The organism is Bradyrhizobium sp. WSM4874, assembly GCF_055811835.1.
Window position 1 is genome coordinate 76,928 of record NZ_JBVVPR010000011.1, and the last position, 18,482, is coordinate 95,409.

Annotated in this window: 17 protein-coding genes; 13 read left to right on the plus strand and 4 right to left on the minus strand. The window is 64.7% G+C overall.

The genetic code is table 11. The annotated features are described in order from the left end of the window. Position 1: 1 nt before the first annotated feature. The gene (gene uxuA, locus AC0L3P_RS14150) at positions 2 to 1,192 is read left to right on the plus strand and encodes a mannonate dehydratase (RefSeq protein ID WP_473302276.1); all 1,191 of its coding nucleotides are present in this window, start codon (positions 2 to 4) and stop codon (positions 1,190 to 1,192) included. Here uxuA and AC0L3P_RS14155 read toward each other — a convergent pair. Next, positions 1,186 to 2,124, minus strand: a complete 939-nt coding sequence (locus AC0L3P_RS14155) for a LysR family transcriptional regulator (protein WP_354205012.1) — start codon at positions 2,122 to 2,124, stop codon at positions 1,186 to 1,188. The genes uxuA and AC0L3P_RS14155 overlap by 7 nt on opposite strands. Positions 2,125 to 2,335: 211 nt before the next feature. Here AC0L3P_RS14155 and AC0L3P_RS14160 point away from each other — a divergent pair, with 211 nt between their 5' ends. From AC0L3P_RS14160 to AC0L3P_RS14215, 12 genes are all read left to right on the plus strand, one after another. Beyond that, positions 2,336 to 3,418 (plus strand): ABC transporter ATP-binding protein, encoded by a 1,083-nt coding sequence (locus AC0L3P_RS14160; protein WP_275169343.1) that lies wholly within the window; start codon positions 2,336 to 2,338, stop codon positions 3,416 to 3,418. Between the two features lie 36 nt (positions 3,419 to 3,454). After that, positions 3,455 to 4,171: an HAD family hydrolase gene (locus tag AC0L3P_RS14165; protein ID WP_018454007.1), complete on the plus strand. Its 717-nt coding sequence runs from the start codon at positions 3,455 to 3,457 to the stop codon at positions 4,169 to 4,171. A 15-nt stretch (positions 4,172 to 4,186) separates the two neighbouring features. Further along, positions 4,187 to 5,494, plus strand: a complete 1,308-nt coding sequence (locus AC0L3P_RS14170; protein ID WP_275169342.1) for an NAD(P)/FAD-dependent oxidoreductase — start codon at positions 4,187 to 4,189, stop codon at positions 5,492 to 5,494. Between the two features lie 27 nt (positions 5,495 to 5,521). Further along, positions 5,522 to 6,577 (plus strand): ABC transporter substrate-binding protein, encoded by a 1,056-nt coding sequence (locus AC0L3P_RS14175; RefSeq protein ID WP_473302277.1) that lies wholly within the window; start codon positions 5,522 to 5,524, stop codon positions 6,575 to 6,577. 73 nt (positions 6,578 to 6,650) lie between these two features. Next, entirely contained in the window at positions 6,651 to 7,463 is an 813-nt protein-coding gene (locus tag AC0L3P_RS14180; protein ID WP_275169340.1) for an ABC transporter permease, read from the plus strand. Continuing rightward, positions 7,460 to 8,245 (plus strand): ABC transporter permease, encoded by a 786-nt coding sequence (locus AC0L3P_RS14185; RefSeq protein ID WP_275169339.1) that lies wholly within the window; start codon positions 7,460 to 7,462, stop codon positions 8,243 to 8,245. Before AC0L3P_RS14180 ends, AC0L3P_RS14185 begins: the two co-directional genes overlap by 4 nt. A 199-nt stretch (positions 8,246 to 8,444) precedes the next feature. Beyond that, complete coding sequence (locus AC0L3P_RS14190; RefSeq protein ID WP_275169338.1) at positions 8,445 to 10,106, plus strand: thiamine pyrophosphate-binding protein; 1,662 nt, start codon at positions 8,445 to 8,447, stop codon at positions 10,104 to 10,106. A 3-nt stretch (positions 10,107 to 10,109) separates the two neighbouring features. Then, the gene (locus tag AC0L3P_RS14195; protein ID WP_354205019.1) at positions 10,110 to 11,375 is read left to right on the plus strand and encodes an NAD(P)/FAD-dependent oxidoreductase; all 1,266 of its coding nucleotides are present in this window, start codon (positions 10,110 to 10,112) and stop codon (positions 11,373 to 11,375) included. Positions 11,376 to 11,384: 9 nt separating this feature from the next. After that, positions 11,385 to 12,128 carry an aspartate/glutamate racemase family protein gene (locus tag AC0L3P_RS14200; RefSeq protein ID WP_275169336.1) on the plus strand — a complete coding sequence of 248 codons (744 nt, stop codon included), beginning with the start codon at positions 11,385 to 11,387 and terminating at the stop codon, positions 12,126 to 12,128. Between the two features lie 323 nt (positions 12,129 to 12,451). Further along, a complete protein-coding gene (locus AC0L3P_RS14205) occupies positions 12,452 to 12,991 on the plus strand; it encodes a thiamine pyrophosphate-binding protein (RefSeq protein WP_275169318.1) in 540 nt (179 codons plus the stop codon). Continuing rightward, positions 12,991 to 13,581: a thiamine pyrophosphate-dependent enzyme gene (locus tag AC0L3P_RS14210; RefSeq protein ID WP_275169317.1), complete on the plus strand. Its 591-nt coding sequence runs from the start codon at positions 12,991 to 12,993 to the stop codon at positions 13,579 to 13,581. Before AC0L3P_RS14205 ends, AC0L3P_RS14210 begins: the two co-directional genes overlap by 1 nt. A 58-nt stretch (positions 13,582 to 13,639) precedes the next feature. Further along, the gene (locus AC0L3P_RS14215; RefSeq protein ID WP_275169316.1) at positions 13,640 to 14,422 is read left to right on the plus strand and encodes an SDR family NAD(P)-dependent oxidoreductase; all 783 of its coding nucleotides are present in this window, start codon (positions 13,640 to 13,642) and stop codon (positions 14,420 to 14,422) included. A gap of 145 nt (positions 14,423 to 14,567) precedes the next feature. Here the strand turns inward: AC0L3P_RS14215 and AC0L3P_RS14220 are convergent, their stop codons facing one another. From AC0L3P_RS14220 to AC0L3P_RS14230, 3 genes are read right to left on the minus strand one after another with little or no spacing between them, the layout of a single operon-like run. Next, positions 14,568 to 15,362: an IclR family transcriptional regulator gene (locus tag AC0L3P_RS14220; protein ID WP_275169315.1), complete on the minus strand. Its 795-nt coding sequence runs from the start codon at positions 15,360 to 15,362 to the stop codon at positions 14,568 to 14,570. Positions 15,363 to 15,385: 23 nt separating this feature from the next. Beyond that, on the minus strand, positions 15,386 to 17,119 hold the full coding sequence (locus tag AC0L3P_RS14225; protein WP_275169314.1) for an FAD-dependent oxidoreductase: 1,734 nt from the start codon (positions 17,117 to 17,119) through the stop codon (positions 15,386 to 15,388). 7 nt (positions 17,120 to 17,126) lie between these two features. Beyond that, entirely contained in the window at positions 17,127 to 18,341 is a 1,215-nt protein-coding gene (locus AC0L3P_RS14230) for an ABC transporter substrate-binding protein (RefSeq protein ID WP_275169313.1), read from the minus strand. Positions 18,342 to 18,482 lie beyond the last annotated feature (141 nt).

The following is an 18,482-nucleotide window of genomic DNA, read 5'->3' on the forward strand; positions in this document are numbered from 1 at the left end:
GATGATGCTGGAGGGATGGCGCTGGTACGGGCCGGATGATCCGGTCTCGCTCGACGATGTCAGGCAGGCCGGGGCGAGCGACATCGTCTCGGCGCTGCATCAGGTGCCGATCGGCGAAGCCTGGACACGCAAGGCGGTCGAGGAGCGCAAGAATTTCATCGAGAACGGCCAACCCGGCCGTTCGCAGCTGACCTGGTCGGTGGTGGAATCAATTCCGATCCCCGACGATGTCAAGCGTCTCGGGGCTAAAGCGACGCGCTCGATCGAGACGTGGATCGCCAGCATGGAGGCGGTGGCCGCTTCCGGCATCAAGATCATCTGCTACAACTTCATGCCCGTCGTGGATTGGTGCCGCACCGATCTCGAATGGGAGTTGCCGAACGGCGCTCGTGCCATGCGCTTCGACCAGGACCGCTTTGCTGCGTTCGAGCTGCAGATCCTGAAGCGGCCGGCCGCCGCCGCCGAGTATTCGCCGGAGCAGCAGGTTCGTGCGAAAAAGCTGTTCGACCAGATGAGTCAAGCCGATATCGATTACCTCGTCATGGTGATCGCCAGCGCGCTGCCGGGCTCGACCACCGAGCCGATGACCATCCCGCAATTCCGCGACCGGCTCGAAACATATCGCGACGTCACGCCAAAAATCCTGCGGCAGCATCTGGCCGAGTTTTTGGGCCGCGTCACACCCGTCGCTGAGCGGCTCGGGGTCTCATTGACACTGCATCCGGACGACCCGCCGCGCCCGTTGTTCGGCCTGCCGCGCGTCGCGTCCAGCGCCGATGACTATCAGGCGTTGTTCGATGCCGTGCCGTCAAAGGCGAATGGTATCTGCCTGTGCACGGGGTCGCTCGGCGTGCGCGCCGCGAACGATCTTCCCGCGATGGCCGAACGCTTCGGTCCGCGTATTGCCTTTGCGCATCTGCGCGCGACCAAGCGCGAGGGGGATGGCCTATCCTTCTACGAGTCCGATCATCTCGACGGTGACGTCGACATGGTCGCGGTGCTGAAGGCGCTGCTGAAGGAGAACGCGCGACGTTCGCCCGACAAGCAAATCGTCTTTCGTCCCGACCACGGCCACCGCATGCTGGACGATCTCGCCGCCACCAAGCGCACCAATCCCGGCTACACCGCGATTGGCCGCCTCCGCGGTCTCGCCGAGCTGCGCGGCGCAATCCGCGCGATCGAGCATCAGTAGCACGCGGCCATCGCGCCGAGCTTCGGATAGAGCCGGTCGATCGCGGCAATCTCGCCTTGCATCTGCGCGATGATCCAGTCGCGGATCTCGGCGGCGATGGGGCGCATCGGCCGGTTGCGCGGTGGCAGGAATTCGCAGATGCGGCGTGTGGTGGTGAGCGTGTCGGAGGCCGGCACCAGCGCGCCGGTCAACAGCCAGTGCGAGGCGACCGTCAGCCAACCGAGCGCGATGCCCTGGCCGAGCAGGGCGGCCTGCATCACGACGGCATAGTCCGTGAAGCTCAGCGCCTTGGCCGCGCCGCGGCGCCCGGTGAGAAGCGATGCGTAATCCGCGGCCCAGTCGCCCGGCGTCTCGGCGAGCCGAATTATGGTGTTGCCCTCGGCGGGATCGGTTTCGCCGAGATAGGCTGGGCTGCACATCGGCAGCATGACCTCCTTCATTACCAGCGTGCCGCCGGATGACGGCTCCTCGCGATCGCGGAAGCGCATGCCGAGATCGACATTTTCCACCGGTCCGCGCAGCGCGCCGGAGATCAGTTGAAAGCGCAAATCGACCTGCGGGAATTGCCGCTGCAGCTTGTCGATCCGCGGCATCAGCCAATGCGTGGTGAAGGCGGAGGAGACCGACAGCGTCACCGTCTCGGTGCCCTTGCGGCGTCGCTCGATCTCGACCAACCCGCTCTCAATGCTGCGAAAGCCTTCGAGCACGCGGCGATACAAGAGTTCGCCTTCCTCGGTGAGCACCGCGCGTCCCGCCTTGCGGTCGAACAGGCGCACGCCGAGATGGTCCTCGAACTGGCCCAGCATCCGGCTCACCGCAGGCTGGGTGACGTTCAGTTCTGCGGCAGCCGCCGTGAAGCTGCCATTGCGCGCCGCTGCGTCGAAGACGAACAGGGCGTTACTTGAGGGCAGCATCCGGCGCAGCTCGGGCATAACACCATGTTATGAGCCAGGTGAGAATTTGGCAATTGCCGAGTTTTGCCAAGTCTGGTGTCATCGCCATCACAGCCTAAAGACAGGGCTTGCGAGCGAAGAGGTGGTGCGGTGCACGCTTCCACCGTAAGTACTCAAATTTCCTGTCTATAAAGCAGGATTATGGCGCGCAGTGAGGCACGCCATTGTAGGGACATGGCGAGGTCGATCGTTGGACAAACGAGCGGAAAGCGTCGAGATCAGATCCGCGAGCAAGGCCTATGGCGCCGTTCGCGCTCTCGACGACGTGTCCCTCAATGTCGCCGCCGGCGAATTCGTCTCGCTGCTCGGCCCCTCCGGCTCCGGCAAGACCACGTTGCTCGGCATCCTCGGCGGCTTCATCCTGCCATCGAGCGGAACGATCCTGTTCGGCGGTCGTGACGTCACCTGGATGCCGCCGCACAAGCGCGACATCGGCGTCGTGTTCCAGAACTACGCGCTGTTCCCGCATATGAGCGTCGGGGAGAACGTCGCCTTTCCCTTGCGCGCGCGACGGCTGCCGAAGGCGGCCTGGCCGGACAAGGTACGCGCGGCACTTTCGATGGTCGGCCTTGCCGGCTATGAAGAGCGCGGCATCGCGCAACTCTCCGGCGGCCAGCGCCAGCGCGTGGCGCTCGCACGCGCCATGATCTTCGAGCCGCGGCTGATCCTGATGGACGAACCGCTGTCCGCGCTCGACAAGCAGCTGCGCGAATCCATGCAGATCGAGCTACGCACGCTGCACAGGCGCATCGGCGCCACCATCATCTACGTCACCCACGATCAGCGCGAAGCGCTGACCATGAGCGACCGCGTCGCCGTGATGAAGGACGGCAGGCTGGTCCAGATCGACGCGCCCGAGCGGCTGCACGATCATCCCGCCGATTCCTTCGTCGCGAGTTTCATTGGCGAAGCTACGATGCTGCCGGTGCGGCGCATCGATGCCTCCGGCGTTGCACTCGGCAATGTCCTTCTGCGCAGCGCCCGCGCCATTCCTGACGGAGACTCGCTGATGCTCGCCGTGCACAGCGAAAAGCTGCTGATCGACGACGGCGCGCAGGACACCGCCTGCAATCGGCTCACTGGAACGGTCACCGATATCGTCTATCAGGGCGAGAGCCTGCGCATCTTCCTCGCGCTCGCCGATGGCATCGTGCTCAGCCTGCGCCAGGCGAGCCACCACGAAGCCTACAGCCGCATCCCGCCGCTCGGCGGCAGTCTCACCGTGACCCTTCATCCCGAGGACACCATCGTCGTGCCCAGGGTGAGGGACTGAACCTAAGTCTTGTCCAACCGAGAGAAGAAGCCAAAAATGTCGTCAGCAGCCTCGTTCAGCAATTTCAAGGTTCTCACCTTCGACGTCGTCGGCACCTTGATCGATTTCGAGACCGGCGTGCTCTCCGCGGTGCGCAGGATCTCGGGCAAGTCGCCGGCCGAGCTCAGCGACGACAAGATCTTCGAATCCTATAAGCGTGGCCGCGACAAGCACCATGAGCGTTCGAGCGAGGTGATGTTTCATGTCTATCGCTATCTCGCCAAGGAGCTCGGGCTGCAGGCCGATGACGCCTCCTGCGACGTTTTCCAACTCGCGGTGCTGCGCTGGGGACCGTTCCCGGACTCGGTCGAGGCCTTGAAGCGCCTGCGCACCAAATTTCGGCTGGTCGCCATGACCAACGCCGACCGCGTCGCGCTCTCCTGTTACGCGCATGCGCTCGGCAATCCCTTCGACGATACCGTGTGCGCCGACGAGACTGGCGTTGCGAAACCAGATCCGGAGTTCTTCGCCTACAACAAGGGCCGCCAGTCCGCTTTCGGCTACAAGCAGTCCGATATCCTGCACGTCGCGCAGAGCCAGTATCACGACATCGGGATCGCGCGGAAACTCGGCTACAAGGTGTGCTGGATCGAGCGCCGTCAGGGCATGGCCGGCTTTGGCGGTACACCGGCCGTGGAGACGCTGACCAAGCCAGATTTCCATTTCCCGACATTGAAAGCGCTCGCCGATGCGGCCATCGGACCGGCGGCGTAGGGCATGAGCGGCGGCATGACACGGGACTGGACCGCGCTGCCATCGGCCAATTCGCTGTGGGCCGCCACGGCGGAGCCGGCGCGCGAGTTTCCGGTCCTGTCGGGCGAGCAGCAGGCGGATGTGGTGATCATCGGGGCGGGCTATACCGGCCTGTCGGCGGCACACCACATCGCCAAGAGCGGTTTGTCGCCGATCGTGCTCGAGGCCAACCGCCCGGGCTGGGGCGCGAGTGGCCGCACTGGCGGCGTGATCACCGCAAAATTCCGCCTCTCGTTCCGCGACATCGACGCTGTGCACGGCCGCGCCGTGGCGCAGCGCATGTACGAGATCGCGCATGAATCGACCGACATCGTCGAGGAGCTCGTCGCCGAATATGACATCACCAGCGCAAATCTGACGCGCTCCGGCCAGGTCAAGGCCGCGCACAACGAGACGACGCTCCGGGCCGCGATAGACGAAGCCAACTGGATGACGCGCGAGATGGGGAGTGCCGAGGTCCGCATCCTCGACAAGGGGCAGGTGCGCGACGAGACCGGCTCCGACATTTTCGTCGGCGGCGTGCTCAATCCCGGCTCCGGCGGCATCCATCCGCTGAACTATCTGCGCGGCCTCGCCGGAGGCGTGGCGCGCCGCGGCGTGCCGATTTACCAGGAATCGCCGGTAGTAAGCCTCCGGCACGAAAACGGCGGCATCGTCGCCGAAACGCCGCAAGGCGCGGTGCGGGCAAAGCAGGCGATCATCGCCACCAACAGCTACTCCGACCTCACCGGCGCGACCGCGAACATGCAGCGCACGCTGATCCCGTTCCGCAGCGCCATGATCGCGACCGAAAAGCTGCCGCGCAATCTGGCGGGCAAGCTGATGCCGACGGGCCGCACCTACACCGAGACCAAGCGCATGATGCGCTGGTTCCGGATGGTCGACAATCGCGTGATCTTCGGTGGCCGCGGTGCCTTCGGCAAGCAGGACTCCGCACCCGCGTTCGATGCGCTGCGCAAGGCGATGGTGGGTATCTTCCCCGACCTTGCCGATATCCCGCTTGCCTACAAATGGTCGGGCCTGGTCGCGATGACGCTGGACTCGGTGCCGCATATCGGCCGCATCGACGACCGCACGCTGTTCTCGATGGGCTACAACGGCGCGGGCGTGGCGATGTCGAGCCTGATGGGCCGCTACCTCGCCGCCTTCGTGCGCGGCGAGACGCCAGAGGTCGGACTGCTCGACGCGCGGCGATTGAAAGCTATCCCGTTCTATCCGTTGCGCGAGCCCGCCGTGCGCATGGTCGCCGGCTGGTACCAGTTTCTCGATGCGATCGGTCAGTGAATTTAATTGGTCACAGAGGAGGCGAGGATGACGACGAAACGAGATTTTCGATTTGGCTACGCTTTGTTGGGCGGATCGCTCGGATTGTTTGCAACAACCGGCATCGCCGCCGCCGAACAGATCACCTTCGTCTCGCAGGGCGGCGCCTACCAGCAGGCGCAGACGGTGGCGATCCTCGATCCCTCCGCCAAGAAGCTCGGCATCACCGTCAACCAGGACTCCATTCCCGACGCCTGGCCCGCGATCAAGACGCAAGTCGGCAGCGGCAAGCCGATCTGGGATGTCGTGGATACTCCGACCGGCAACTGCCTGCGTGGCGGCGAGCAGGGGCTGATCGAGAAGCTCGACTTCTCGAAGATTCCGAACGGCGCGGCGATGCCGGAGGGCTATCGTAGTCCGTACTCGGTGTCCTACGAGTTCTATTCCAGCGTTCTGTCCTACAGCCAGAAGACATTCCCGAAAGAGGCGCCGAACAGCTGGGCCGACTTCTGGGACGTGAAGAAATTTCCCGGCCGTCGCGCACTGCGCAACCACCCCTTCGCGACGCTCGAGGCGGCGCTGATGGCCGACGGCGTCGCGCCCGATAAGCTCTATCCGCTCGACGTCGACCGCGCCTTCAAGAAGCTGGAAGAGATCAAGCCGCATATCACGGTGTGGTGGACCTCCGGCGCGCAGTCGGCGCAGCTTCTCAATGACGGCGAGGTCGACATGGAGATGGCCTGGAACGGCCGCGTCAGCGCGGTCGCCAAGGAGGGCGCCAAGGTCGCCTTCACCTACAACCAGGGCGTTTTGCAAAGCACCTCGCTCTGCATCCTCAAGGGCGCGCCGAATCTCGAGACGGCCGTCAAGTTTCTCAACGAGGCCGTCGATCCCGTGCACCAGGCCAATCTGCCGCTGCATATCGACTACGGCCCGGGCAACCCGAAGGCGTTCGAAACCAATGTGATCAAGCCCGAGCGCGCGGCGCAATTGCCGAGCGAGCCCGCGAACGCGGCGAAGCAGGCGCTGATGTCCTACGCCTGGTGGTCGTCGCCAGCCGGCGAAGCCGCCGAGAAGCGTTGGGCGTCGTTCATGCAGAAGTAAGCGAAGCGAGGCTGCGTTGACGATATCCGTGCCAGATCCATCGCAAAAGCATCAGCGCCGCGAGCATGCGCTGATGCTGGCATTGGTATCGCCGGCGCTGCTGGTGATCTTGGCTCTGATCGTGCTGCCGGTCGGCTGGCTGGGCTGGCAGTCAATCTACCATGACGGCTTCACGCTGGAGAATTATCGCCGCGTCTTCACCGAAGACATCTACTGGCGCAGTTTTGCGCTGACCTTCGAGATCAGCCTCGTGGTCACGGGAATCGCGCTGCTGCTTGGCTATCCCGTGGCATATCTCGCCAATTCGATGCCGAAAGGGTGGAGCATCCTCATCCTGTCGCTGGTCGTGCTGCCATTCTGGACGAGCGTGCTGGTGCGGGCCTATGCCTGGCTGGCGCTGCTCCAGCGCACCGGCGTGATCAACCAGTTGCTGCGTTATCTCGACGTGACAGGCGAACCGCTTGCTCTGGTGCACAACACCTTCGGCACGGTGGTTGCGACGGTACACATCCTGCTGCCGTTCATGGTGCTGCCGCTCTACGCCACCATGCAGAAGATCCCGAGCGATCTCATGCAGGCCGGCGCCAGCCTGGGGGCGAGCCCGTCGCTGACCTTCGCCCGCGTCTTCCTGCCGCTGTCGTTGCCGGGCGTGCTCGCGGGCTGCACCATGGTGTTCGTGCTCTGTCTCGGCTTCTACATCACGCCGGAACTGCTCGGCGGCGGCCGCACGGTGATGGTGTCGATGCTGGTGAGCCGCAATGTCGAGCTCTACAACCAGTTCGGCGCTGCGAGCGCGGTCGCCGTCGTGCTGCTCGTCAGCGTGCTCGCGATCTTCGCCGTCGCCAGCCGCTTCATTTCGCTCGACCGCATCTTGGGGCAGAAATGACGCGATTGTCCCCCGCCCGGATTGCCCTTTATGCGGTCAGCGCGCTGGTGCTGGTCTACCTGATCCTGCCGGTGCTGATCATCGCGCCGATCTCCTTCTCCAGCGCCCGCTTTCTGACCTTTCCGCCGCCGTCGTTCTCGCTGCGCTGGTATCAGCAGTATTTCTCCAACTCGGCCTGGATGCAGGCGACGCGGGTGACGCTGACGGTCGCGCTGCTGACGGTGGTTATCGCAACGCCGCTCGGCGTCGCCGCCGCCTACGCCATCAACCAGTCGAAGCTGCGCATCATGCGGCTGATCCACATGATGCTGCTGTTGCCGCTGGTCGTGCCGATCATCATCACCGCGGTGGGCATCTTCTTCCTCTATGCGAAAGTCGGCTTGGTCGCGACGCTGCCGGGCCTGGTACTGGCAAACGTCATGTTGGGTCTGCCATACGTCATCATCTCGGTGCTGGCGGGCCTGCAAAGCTTCGATCCAGCGCAGGAGATGGTCGCACGCAGCCTCGGCATGAACCGCCTGCGCAGCTTCTTCGCGGTGACCTTGCCGCAGATCAAGTCCAGCGTGGTCGCAGGCGGCATCTTCGCCTTCATCTCGGCGATGGACGAGACCATCGTCGCGCTGTTCATCTCCGGCGGCCAGTATCAGCCGCTGACCAAGCGCATGTTCACCGCGCTCCGCGACGAGATCGACCCGACCATCGCCGCGATCTCGACACTGATGACGGCGGCCTCGTTCATGCTGGTGCTGCTGGCGAGCGCGCGGCAGCGCAAAGGGGCATGATGGCAAGGGGGCCTGCTCCCCGGTCGACGTCCGAGAGAGGCATGGCTGCCGCCGCTATTTGCCGGAGAGGCATGACGAGGCCGTAATGCCGGGCAGCGGTTTCGGCCTTGCACCTTGTTTCCGGCTGTCCTACGCCAGCCCGGAACAAAATTTTTCGCGAAGCTGCGAAACGCATCGCCAAAGCCTTGAGGGAGCCGTCATGACCATTCGCAACACCCGCACCGGGGGCCAGATCCTGATCGATCAGCTCGTCGCGCAAGGCGTCGAGCGTGTCACCTGCGTGCCGGGCGAGAGCTACCTTGCGGCGCTCGACGCGCTGCACGACAGCCCGATCGACGTCATGATCTGCCGCGCCGAAGGGGGGGCCGCAATGATGGCGGAGGCGTATGGCAAGCTCACCGGCCGCCCCGGAATCTGCTTCGTCACCCGCGGCCCCGGCGCCACCAATGCCAGCCATGGCGTCCACATCGCGATGCAGGATTCCACGCCGATGATCCTGTTCGTCGGTCAGGTCGACACCGGCATGCGCGAGCGCGAGGCGTTCCAGGAGCTCGACTACAAGGCGGTGTTCGGCACCATGGCGAAATGGGCGGTCGAGATTGATCGTCCCGACCGGATTCCGGAACTGGTCGCGCGCGCCTTCCGCGTCGCCATGCAGGGCCGTCCCGGTCCCGTCGTGATCTCGTTGCCCGAGAACATGCTGACCGAGACTGCTGCCGTTGCGGACGCCATGCGGATCGAGCCGGCGGTGAGCTGGCCGGCGCCTGCCGATATCGAGCGCGTTGGCGCCATGCTTGCCAGCGCCAAGGCGCCGCTCGTCATTCTCGGCGGCTCGCGCTGGACCGATGAGGCGACCAGGAGCATCGCGCGCTTTGCCGAGCGGTTCGACCTGCCGGTCGCGACCTCGTTCCGCCGCGCGTCGCTGATCGACGCCGATCACTCGCACTATGCCGGCGATCTCGGCATCGGCCCGAGCCCGGGCCTGAAGGCGCGCATCGACGGCGCCGACGTCATTCTGTTGATCGGCGGCCGTATGTCGGAGATGCCGTCCTCGTCCTACACGCTATTCGATATTCCGACTCCGCAGCAGAAGCTGATCCACGTGCATCCGGGTTCGGAAGAGCTCGGCCGCGTCTATCAGCCGGCACTCGCGATACAAGCCACGCCCGCCGCGTTCGCGGCCGCGGTCGAGACGCTGAAGTCCGCCGGCGCAGTCGCCTGGAAGGGCGAGGCCGCCAAGGCGCATTCCGATTATCTCGCCTGGACCGACAAGGCGCGCGAGCTGCCGGGCACGTTCCAGTATGGCCAAGTCATGACCTGGCTGCGCGATCGCCTGCCCAAGGACGCCATCGTCTGCAACGGTGCCGGCAACTACGCCGGCTGGATTCATCGCCATCATCGCTTCCACAGCTTTGCCTCGCAGCTCGCGCCGACCTCGGGCTCGATGGGCTATGGCGTGCCGGCGGCGGTGCTCGCGAAACGGCAATATCCGGATCGCACCGTTATCGCGTTCGCCGGCGACGGCTGCTTCCTGATGAACGGGCAGGAATTCGCGACCGCCGTGCAGTACGATGCAGCCCTCGTCGTTATCGTCGTCGACAATGCGCAATACGGTACCATTCGCATGCACCAGGAGCGCGACTATCCCGGTCGCGTGGTCGGCACCCAGCTCAAGAACCCGGATTTCGCGATGTACGCGAAAGCGTTCGGCGGCCACGGCGAGCGCGTCGAGCGCACGGAAGAGTTCGCGCCGGCGTTCGAGCGTGCGCTCGCCTCGGGCAAGCCGTCGATCCTCCACTGCATCATCGATCCGCGGGCGATGTCGGTCGGCAAGGACTTTGCCCCTGCGGTGAAGGCCTAAGCGATGTCGGAGGGCCGCCACGTCGCCATCATCGGTGCTGGCGCGGTCGGCGTGATCAGCGCCATCGAAGCGCTACGCGAGGGCCATCGCGTCACGCTAATCGATCCGGGCGAGCCCGGTGGCGAACAGGCGGCGAGCTACGGTAATGCCGGCTGGCTCTCCTCGCATTCGGTGATCCCGCCGGCCGAGCCCGGCGTCTGGAAGAAGGTGCCCTTCTATCTGATGGATCCGCTTGGACCGCTCGCGATCCGCTGGTCTTATCTGCCGAAGGTGCTGCCCTGGTTGATCAAATATCTGCTCTCGGGCTGGACCGAGGCGCGGGTCGAGACGACGGCATTTGCGCTACGCGACCTTCTGAAGGACGCGCCACTGCTGCACAAGAAGCTCGCGGAGGAGGCGGGCGTTCCTGAATTGATCGAGCGTAACGGCGTGATGCATGTCTTCCCGTCGCGCGGCAATTTCGACAATGATCTCGGCTGGCGCGTGCGCAAACGCGTTGGTGTCGAATGGCTGGAGCTTTCGGCCGACGAGATGCGTCAGCGCGAGCCCGATTTGCATCCGCGCTACACTTTCGGCGTGGTGGTGGAAGAGGCCGGGCGCTGCCGCGACCCCGGAGCCTATGTCGCGGCCCTCGCGCAACATGCGCTGGCAAGCGGCGCCAAGCTTGTGCGGAACAAGGCGACAGGCCTCAGACTCAACGACGGCAAGTTAGTCGCCGTCGTCACGGAGACCGGCGAGATTGCGTGCGATGCCGCGGTGATTGCCGCCGGTGCGCATTCAAAGCGGCTCACGGCGTCCGTCGGCGATCCGCTGCCGCTGGAGACCGAGCGCGGTTATCACGTCATGATCGAGAATCCGGAAACGGGCCCGCGCAGCTCGATGATGGCCTCGGATGCGAAGATGGTGGTGAATTGGACCGACAAGGGTTTGCGCGCCGCTGGCACGGTCGAGATCGCAGGCCTCGAGGCCGAGCCGAACTGGAAGCGCGCCGAGATTTTGCGCAACAACCTCTTCAGCATGTTCCCAAAACTGCCGACGGACATTCCGGCTTCGCGTATCAAGACCTGGTTCGGCCATCGGCCGAGCATGCCGGACGGACGTCCCTGCATCGGTTACGCGCGGGCCTCGCGCGACATCGTCTATGCCTTCGGCCACGGCCATATCGGCCTGGTCGGCTCGGCGCGCACTGGTCGTCTCGTCGCCCAGCTTCTGAGCGGCAAGTCGCCGGAAATTCCGCTCGCGCCGTTTTCGCCCGATCGTTTTCTCTGAGACCGCATCATGACCGCTCCAGCCAACTCGTCCTCCCGAATCGCCCGCGGCGGCAAGGCCATCTATGGAGCGCCGCTCGGCATCCTGATGCTGGAGGCGCGCTTTCCCCGCATTCCCGGCGACATGGGCAACGGCACCACCTGGCCATTTCCCGTGCTCTACCGCGTGGTGAGCGGTGCCTCGCCGGAGAAGGTGGTGTTGAAGGGCGCCGCCGGTCTGCTCCCGGATTTCATCGATGCGGCAAAGGATCTGGTGCGGCTCGGGGCCGAAGCCATCACCACCAATTGCGGCTTCCTCTCGCTGTTCCAGAAAGAGATCGCAGCCGCGGTCGGCGTTCCCGTCGCGACCTCGTCACTGATGCAGGTGCCGTGGGTGCAGGCGACCTTGCCGCCGGGCAAGCGCGTCGGCCTCGTCACGGTATCCGGTTCGACCTTGACGCCGGCCCATCTCGCAGGTGCCGGCGTGCCGCTCGATACGCCGCTGGTCGGCACCGAGCGCGGCAAGGAATTCTTCCGCGTCCTGATCAAAGCCGAGAAGGACGACATGGACATCGCGCAAGCCGAACGTGACGTGGTCGAGGCCGGCAAGGAGCTGGTCGCCAGGAACCCGGATGTCGGCGCGATCGTGCTGGAATGCACCAACATGCCGCCCTATGCGGCAGCTTTGCAGGCCGAAGTTGGACTGCCCGTCTATGACATCTATTCCATGATCACCTGGTTTCATGCCGGACTGCGGCCGCGTCGGTTTGGCTAGAGCTCGAGAAGCTGCCGATGGCTCCTCTTCCTTCTCCCCTTGCGGGAGAAGGTGGCGCGAAGCGCCGGATGAGGGGTATCTCTCCGCGCATATAGATGCGGATGAGTGCACGGAGAGATACCCCTCACCCAAATGAGTTTGTATCTATCAGCGGTGATGCCCTCTCCCGCAAGGGAGAGGGCGCAGCCATGCGCATCGTGCGCTGTCCCACCGGCAGTGGAAGAGGCAGCTATACAATCCCTCGATACCTGATCGCGCCAGACGGTCAGAGCTTTCGGGCCTGAACATCGCTAGAGTGCCGCTCGAAATCACGGAGACAAGCGGTGCACAGCCTTCAATCCAATCCCGACACGCGCGCAGACGATTGGCCGTCCGAGCTCTACCGCATCCTGAAAGCCGCCGACGTGCGGCAGATGTCCTACGTCCCCGATGCCGGCCACAGCCAGCTCATCAGCCTGTTCTCGGCCGACCGCGACGTCACCACCAACGTGCTGACGACGGAAGAGGAGGGCGTTGCCATCGCCGCAGGCGCCTGGCTCGGTGGACAGCGCAGCGTGCTCTTGATGCAGTCGAGCGGGGTCGGCAATTGCATCAACATGCTGTCGCTGTCGGCAATCGGACGATTTCCACTGCTGATGCTGGTGACGATGCGCGGCGAATGGGCCGAGTTCAATCCCTGGCAGGTGCCGATGAGCCGGGCTACCCAGCCCTCGCTGGAGGCGATCGGCCTGAAGGTGATGCGCGCGGAGACAGGAGAGGATCTGATCGAGACGGTCGAATCGGCCGCGCCGCTTGCCTACGAATCCGATCAGCAGATTGCCGTTTTGATCGGGCAGCGCCTGATCGGCAAGAAGAAGTGGTGATGCCAATGCAAGCTCAACTCGATCGCCGCGCCGCGGTCGCCGCGCTCCTGAAGAATCGCAAGGACACGCTGGTCGTCTCCGGCCTCGGCTCGCCGACCTATGACCTTCATTCGGTCGGCGACCACGACGGCAATTTCTATCTCTGGGGCGCCATGGGCGGCGCCGCGCTGATCGGGCTTGGCCTCGCGCAGGCCCAGCCGGGAAAGCGCGTCCTCGCCTTGACCGGGGATGGCGAGCAATTGATGGGCCTCGGCGGCATGGCGACCATCGGCGTCGCACGCCCGCGCAATCTCGACATCGTCGTGATCGACAATCAGCATTTTGGCGAGACCGGGATGCAGGCCAGCCACACCGGGCGCGGCGTCGATCTCACCGCGATTGCTGTGGCCTGCGGCTTTGCCGCGACCGGAACCGTGCGGACGCTCGAGGAGGTGGCACGTCTGGCGACGCAGCTCGACGAGACGGCCGATGGCCCGCGGCTTTTTGTCATCAAGGTACTGGCCGAAAATCCGCCGCGCTCGCTGCCCTCGCGCGATGCTGTCTTTATCAAGAACCGGTTCCGTGCTCATCTCGGCTTCGCGGCGGCCTGAGCCGGGTTTCTCGCCCGGCGACAGTCTGCTGTCGAAGCAGATACTCTGGAGTGAGACCATGAAACTATCCGGCAAGGTCGCCGCCATCACCGGCGCGGCGCGCGGTATCGGCAAGGCTTGCGCGAAACGATTCCTGGACGACGGCGTCAAAGTCGTCATCTCGGACGTCGATGCCGATGGCTTGGCCGCGACGGCTGCCGAGCTCGGACGGCCGGAGGCCTTGCGCACTGTCGTCGGCAATGTCGCAAAGCGCGCCGATGTCGACCAGCTGGTCGCAACTGCCGCAAAGGAGTTCGGCCGGCTCGACATCATGGTCAACAATGCCGGCGTCGCCCGCAACCGGGACCTCCTGGAGATTTCCGAAGAAGAATTTGACGAGATCATCGGCATCAATCTGAAGGGCGCGTTCTTCGGCGTGCAGGCGGCGGCGAAGCAGATGATTGCGCAAGGTAGCGGCGGCGGAGTCATCATCAACATGTCTTCGGTGAACGCGCTGCTGGCGATCCCGGCGCTTGCCACCTACGCCATGTCCAAGGGCGGCATGAAGCAGCTCACATCAGTGGCCGCCGTCGCGCTGGCTCCGCACAATATTCGCGTCGTCGCTGTCGGGCCGGGCACGATTTTGACCGACATGGTGGCATCGTCCATCTACACCTCGGAGGATGCCCGCAAAACCGTAATGTCACGCACGCCGGCCGGCCGCGGCGGCGAGCCGGGCGAGGTGGCCTCCGTCGTGGCGTTCCTGGCAAGCGACGATGCGTCGTATATCACGGGACAGACGATCTATCCGGATGGTGGGCGGTTGATCCTGAATTACACGGTGCCGGTGAGGGACAAGTAGGGCGGACCCATTCTCTGTCATCGCCCGGCTTGACCGGGCGATCCAGTACGCCAAGACGCCCGCGGTGAACCGAGGTGCCGCGGCGTACTGGATGCCCCGCCTTCGCGTGGCATGACAGCGGAGGTCGGATGAGGCAGCGAGCCCCTCACTCCGCCGCAGCCGTTATCCCGTGACCCAGCCGCTTCGAGATCCCGCCGGCGCAGTCGCTTAGCGCGTGGGCGATGGGGCTGTCCCAGCGGGCATCGAACGTGCCTTCCGGCCCCATCGCGGTGATCACCAGCGCGACATGGCCGGAATGGTCGAACACGGGCGCTGAGAATGCGTTGACGCCGGGCAGGGGGTCGCCGAGCGCGCGGGCGAGGCCGTGCTTGCGGACCTCGGTGAGCATGTCGGCGAGCTTCGCGCCTTTCACGGTGCGTTTCGGATTGTAGCCGACGCCGTGACGATCGAGGCCGCTTTCGAGTGCGGCGTTGATGGTTTTCTCCGGCAGGAAGGCGGCAAAAGCCCGGCCCGTGGCTGTCTCCAGCAGCGCCATCACCGAACCGGCCCGCATCACGATATGCACCGGCTGGCCGGGTTCTTCCAGCTGCACCACGGTCGGGCCGTGCGTCCCCCAGACCGCGAGCGAGACCGCATGCCCGATCTGACTTGCGAGCGCCGCTATCTTCGGTCCTGCGATGCGTACGCCGGACAGGCGGCGCAGGCTGATCAGGCCGAGCTCCAGCGCCAGCGCGCCGATCTCGTAACGGCCGGTGGTCTCGTCCTGCTCGATCAGGCCGATGCGGGAGAAGCTGGCGAGATAGGGATGCGCCTTGGCCGGCGTCATGCCGGCCTCGCGCGCGAGATCGCGCAGCATCATCGGCTCGCCGCATCTCGCAAGCGCGCGGAGCAATTCTCCGCCGACCTCGATCGACTGGATGCCGCGGCTTTCTCTTTTCATGCGCCTCCTGGCGTGCGGCTCGCTTACGCCGCGTTGCGCTTGGCGGCGCTGTCGGCGAGATGACGGCCGGCAATGTAGCCGAAGGTCAGCGCCGGCCCAAGCGTGATGCCGGCGCCGGGATAATTGCCACCCATGATGCTCGCCATGTCGTTGCCGGCGGCATACAGCCCGGGAATCACCCGTCCTTCAGCATCGAGCGCCCGCGCATTCTCGTCGGTGACGATGCCGGCATAGGTGCCGAGATCGCCGACTACCATCTTGATAGCGTAGAACGGGCCGTTCTCGATTGGGGCGACGCAGGGGTTCGGGCCGTGCAGCGCATCGCCCTGGTAGCGGTTATAGGCCTTCGAGCCCTTGCCGAAGGCCGCATCATGTCCCTGTGGTGCGGTCGCATTGAACTGCTTGACGGTCCCGACGAACGCCGTGCTGTCGATGCCCGCCTTTGCCGCGAGCGCCTCCAGCGTCTCGCCGCGCATGAGATAGCCGGTCTTGAGGTGATGACCCAGCGGCATCGGGAATGGCGGTACGCAGCCGAGGCCGTATTTGCGCAGGGTCTGGTGATCGCAGACCAGGTAGGCCGCGATCTCCTCGCCGGGCTTCGCCGCCTTGACCATGGCCTGGACGAAGTCGTGATAGGAATTGCCCTCGTTGGCAAAGCGCTTGCCGTCACGCATCACCGCGATCACGCCGGGTTTGGCGCGGTCGATGAAATGCGGCATCACGCCGTTTGAGCCGTCCTTGCGCTTGGTGACCGAGACCGGGACCCAGGCTGCCGCGTTCGGCAGGCGGTCCTCGATGTGTCCGCCGGCGTTCTCGGCAAGCCGGAGGCCGTCGCCGGTGTTGCCGGTCGGTCCCGGCGAAAAGTGCTCGTTGCCGGTCGGCGCGTGTGGGAACATCTTCTTGCGCCGTTCGACATCATGCGGGAAACCGCCGCAGGCGAGCACGACGCCTTGTCTTGCACGAATGCGGACGTCGCGTCCCTCGCGGGCGACAATGGCGCCGGTGACAGTGCCGTTCTCGACCGTCAGCTCGCGTACCGGCGCGGACAGCCACATCGGAATCTTCATGTCCTGCGCGGATTTCGCGAGGCGCCCGGCGAGCGCATTGCCGTTGGTCAGCGTCATGCCGCGGCCGTAGCGCAGCACGTCCATCAGATGCCGCGACAGGCGCTTTGCGACATAGACCGCTGAGGTCAGCGACTTCGTCGCGCGCATGAAATGGACGATGTCCTTGCCGGATCCGAGCATCATGCCGAATACGGTCAGCTCGGGCAGGGGCATGCCGAGGGTCTTGATCTGGCCGCCGAGCTCGCGGCCGTCGAACGGGCGTGCCACCATCGAACGACCGCCCTGGGTGCCGCCGGGCGCCTCGGCGTGGTAGTCCGGGAACACCAGCGGCATGTCGAAACGGAGCGCCGTCTTGCTGGTGAAAAAATCGACCGCCTCGGGCCCGGCGCTCAGGAACGCATCGACCCGCGCGGCGTCAAAGTTGTTGCCGGCTTCGTGCCGCAGGTAAGTCCGCGCCTGCTCCGGCGTGTCCTCGATGCCGTAAGCCTTTGCCAGCGACGTGCCGGGAATCCACAACCAGCCGCCGGACCGCGCGGTCGTGCCGCCGAATCGCGGCTCCTTGTCGACGATCAGGACGTCGAGGCCGCGATAGCGTGCGGTGATAGCGGCCGACATGCCGGAGCAGCCCGATCCGGCCACGAGCACATCGCACTCATAGGTTTCGCCTGCGTTGCGCTCGTTGCCGGTCATGCGGGCCTCACTTCTTCAGCAGCGGACATTTGGACTCGGAGACCGGGCGGAAGGCGTCCTCTCCCTTCACCGTCTTGATGATCTCCAGATAATCCCAGGGTTCTTTGGACTGCTCGGGTGTTTTCACCTTGGCGAGATACATGTCGCGAATGACGCGGCCATCCTCGCGCAAGCGTCCGCCATGGACGAATGTATCCTCGATCGGCAGCTCGCGCATCTTGGCCATCGCCTTGGCGGGATCATCGGTGCCGGCGGCCTTGATGGCCTTGAGATAATGCAGCACCGAGCCGTAAACGCCGGTCTGGATCATGGTCGGCATCACCTTGGTGCGCTCGTAGAATTTCCGTGACCATGCGCGGGTCGCCTCGTCCATGTTCCAATACGACGCGGTGGTCATGTAGGTGCCCTGCGCGGATTTGAGGCCGATCGCATGCACGTCGGTGTCGAACATCAAGAGGCCGACCAGTTTCTGTCCGCCTTGGACCAGGCCGAACTCGCCCGACTGCTTGATCGCATTGTCGGTGTCCTGGCCGGCATTGGCGAAGGCGACGACGTCCGATTTCGAGCTTTGCGCCTGGAGTGCAAAGGAGGAGAAATCGGCCGTATTGGTCGGGTGCTTCACGCCACCCAAAACCTTGCCGCCCATCTCGTTGATGAAGCGCGTGGCGTCCTTCTCGAGCTGCTGGCCGAAGGCGTAGTCGGCGGTGATGAAGTACCAGGATTTTCCGCCTTCCTTGATCACGGCGGAGGCCGTCACCTTTGACAGCGCGTAGGTATCGTAGGTGAAATGCACGGTGTTGGGGCTGCAAAGCTCGTCGGTCAGCGAACTCGCGCCGGGGCCGGAGAGCAGCGCAACCTTGTTGCGCTCGCGCACCATGTTGTGCACGGCGATCGCGATGCCGGAATTTGGGATGTCGACGACGGTATCGACCTTGCCGTTGTCGAACCAGCCGCGCACGATCTGTACGCCGACGTCGGTCTTCATCTGGTGGTCGGCGCTGATGATCTCGATCGGCTTGCCGAGCACGGTGGGCCCGAACTCCTCCACCGCCATTTTCGCGGCCTCCACGGAGCCCGGCCCACTGTTGTCGCGGCCCCAGCTCGACAGATCCGTCAGCACGCCGATCCGCACCGCGTCGTCGGAGATTTGCGCGTTCGCAACGGTGGTCATGGCAACCGAAGTCATGGCCGCGAGCATGGCGCAGGCCAAAAGCCCTCTCATCGTCGTTCCCTCTCTTTTTGGGCCGCTTGGCGCGGCTGGTTGTTCTGGCAGATAAATTAGATAATGGCGAATGAGTTTGTCAATGGCGAATAAGGACTACGTCGTCCCGGCGAAGGCCGGGACCCATACCGCGTGATCTAT

Bases quoted from the DNA above. Each gene is read 5' to 3' on its own strand.
- AC0L3P_RS14190 (WP_275169338.1), top strand. From the start codon at position 8,445: ATGACCATTCGCAACACCCGCACCGGGGGCCAGATCCTGATCGATCAG.
- AC0L3P_RS14220 (WP_275169315.1), bottom strand. From the start codon at position 15,362: ATGAAAAGAGAAAGCCGCGGCATCCAGTCGATCGAGGTCGGCGGAGAA.
- AC0L3P_RS14210 (WP_275169317.1), top strand. From the start codon at position 12,991: ATGCCAATGCAAGCTCAACTCGATCGCCGCGCCGCGGTCGCCGCGCTC.
- AC0L3P_RS14200 (WP_275169336.1), top strand. From the start codon at position 11,385: ATGACCGCTCCAGCCAACTCGTCCTCCCGAATCGCCCGCGGCGGCAAG.
- AC0L3P_RS14185 (WP_275169339.1), top strand. From the start codon at position 7,460: ATGACGCGATTGTCCCCCGCCCGGATTGCCCTTTATGCGGTCAGCGCG.
- AC0L3P_RS14170 (WP_275169342.1), top strand. From the start codon at position 4,187: ATGACACGGGACTGGACCGCGCTGCCATCGGCCAATTCGCTGTGGGCC.
- AC0L3P_RS14155 (WP_354205012.1), bottom strand. From the start codon at position 2,124: ATGCCCGAGCTGCGCCGGATGCTGCCCTCAAGTAACGCCCTGTTCGTC.
- AC0L3P_RS14180 (WP_275169340.1), top strand. From the start codon at position 6,651: ATGCTGGCATTGGTATCGCCGGCGCTGCTGGTGATCTTGGCTCTGATC.
- AC0L3P_RS14165 (WP_018454007.1), top strand. From the start codon at position 3,455: ATGTCGTCAGCAGCCTCGTTCAGCAATTTCAAGGTTCTCACCTTCGAC.
- AC0L3P_RS14230 (WP_275169313.1), bottom strand. From the start codon at position 18,341: ATGAGAGGGCTTTTGGCCTGCGCCATGCTCGCGGCCATGACTTCGGTT.
- AC0L3P_RS14195 (WP_354205019.1), top strand. From the start codon at position 10,110: ATGTCGGAGGGCCGCCACGTCGCCATCATCGGTGCTGGCGCGGTCGGC.
- AC0L3P_RS14175 (WP_473302277.1), top strand. From the start codon at position 5,522: ATGACGACGAAACGAGATTTTCGATTTGGCTACGCTTTGTTGGGCGGA.
- AC0L3P_RS14225 (WP_275169314.1), bottom strand. From the start codon at position 17,119: ATGACCGGCAACGAGCGCAACGCAGGCGAAACCTATGAGTGCGATGTG.
- uxuA (WP_473302276.1), top strand. From the start codon at position 2: ATGATGCTGGAGGGATGGCGCTGGTACGGGCCGGATGATCCGGTCTCG.
- AC0L3P_RS14215 (WP_275169316.1), top strand. From the start codon at position 13,640: ATGAAACTATCCGGCAAGGTCGCCGCCATCACCGGCGCGGCGCGCGGT.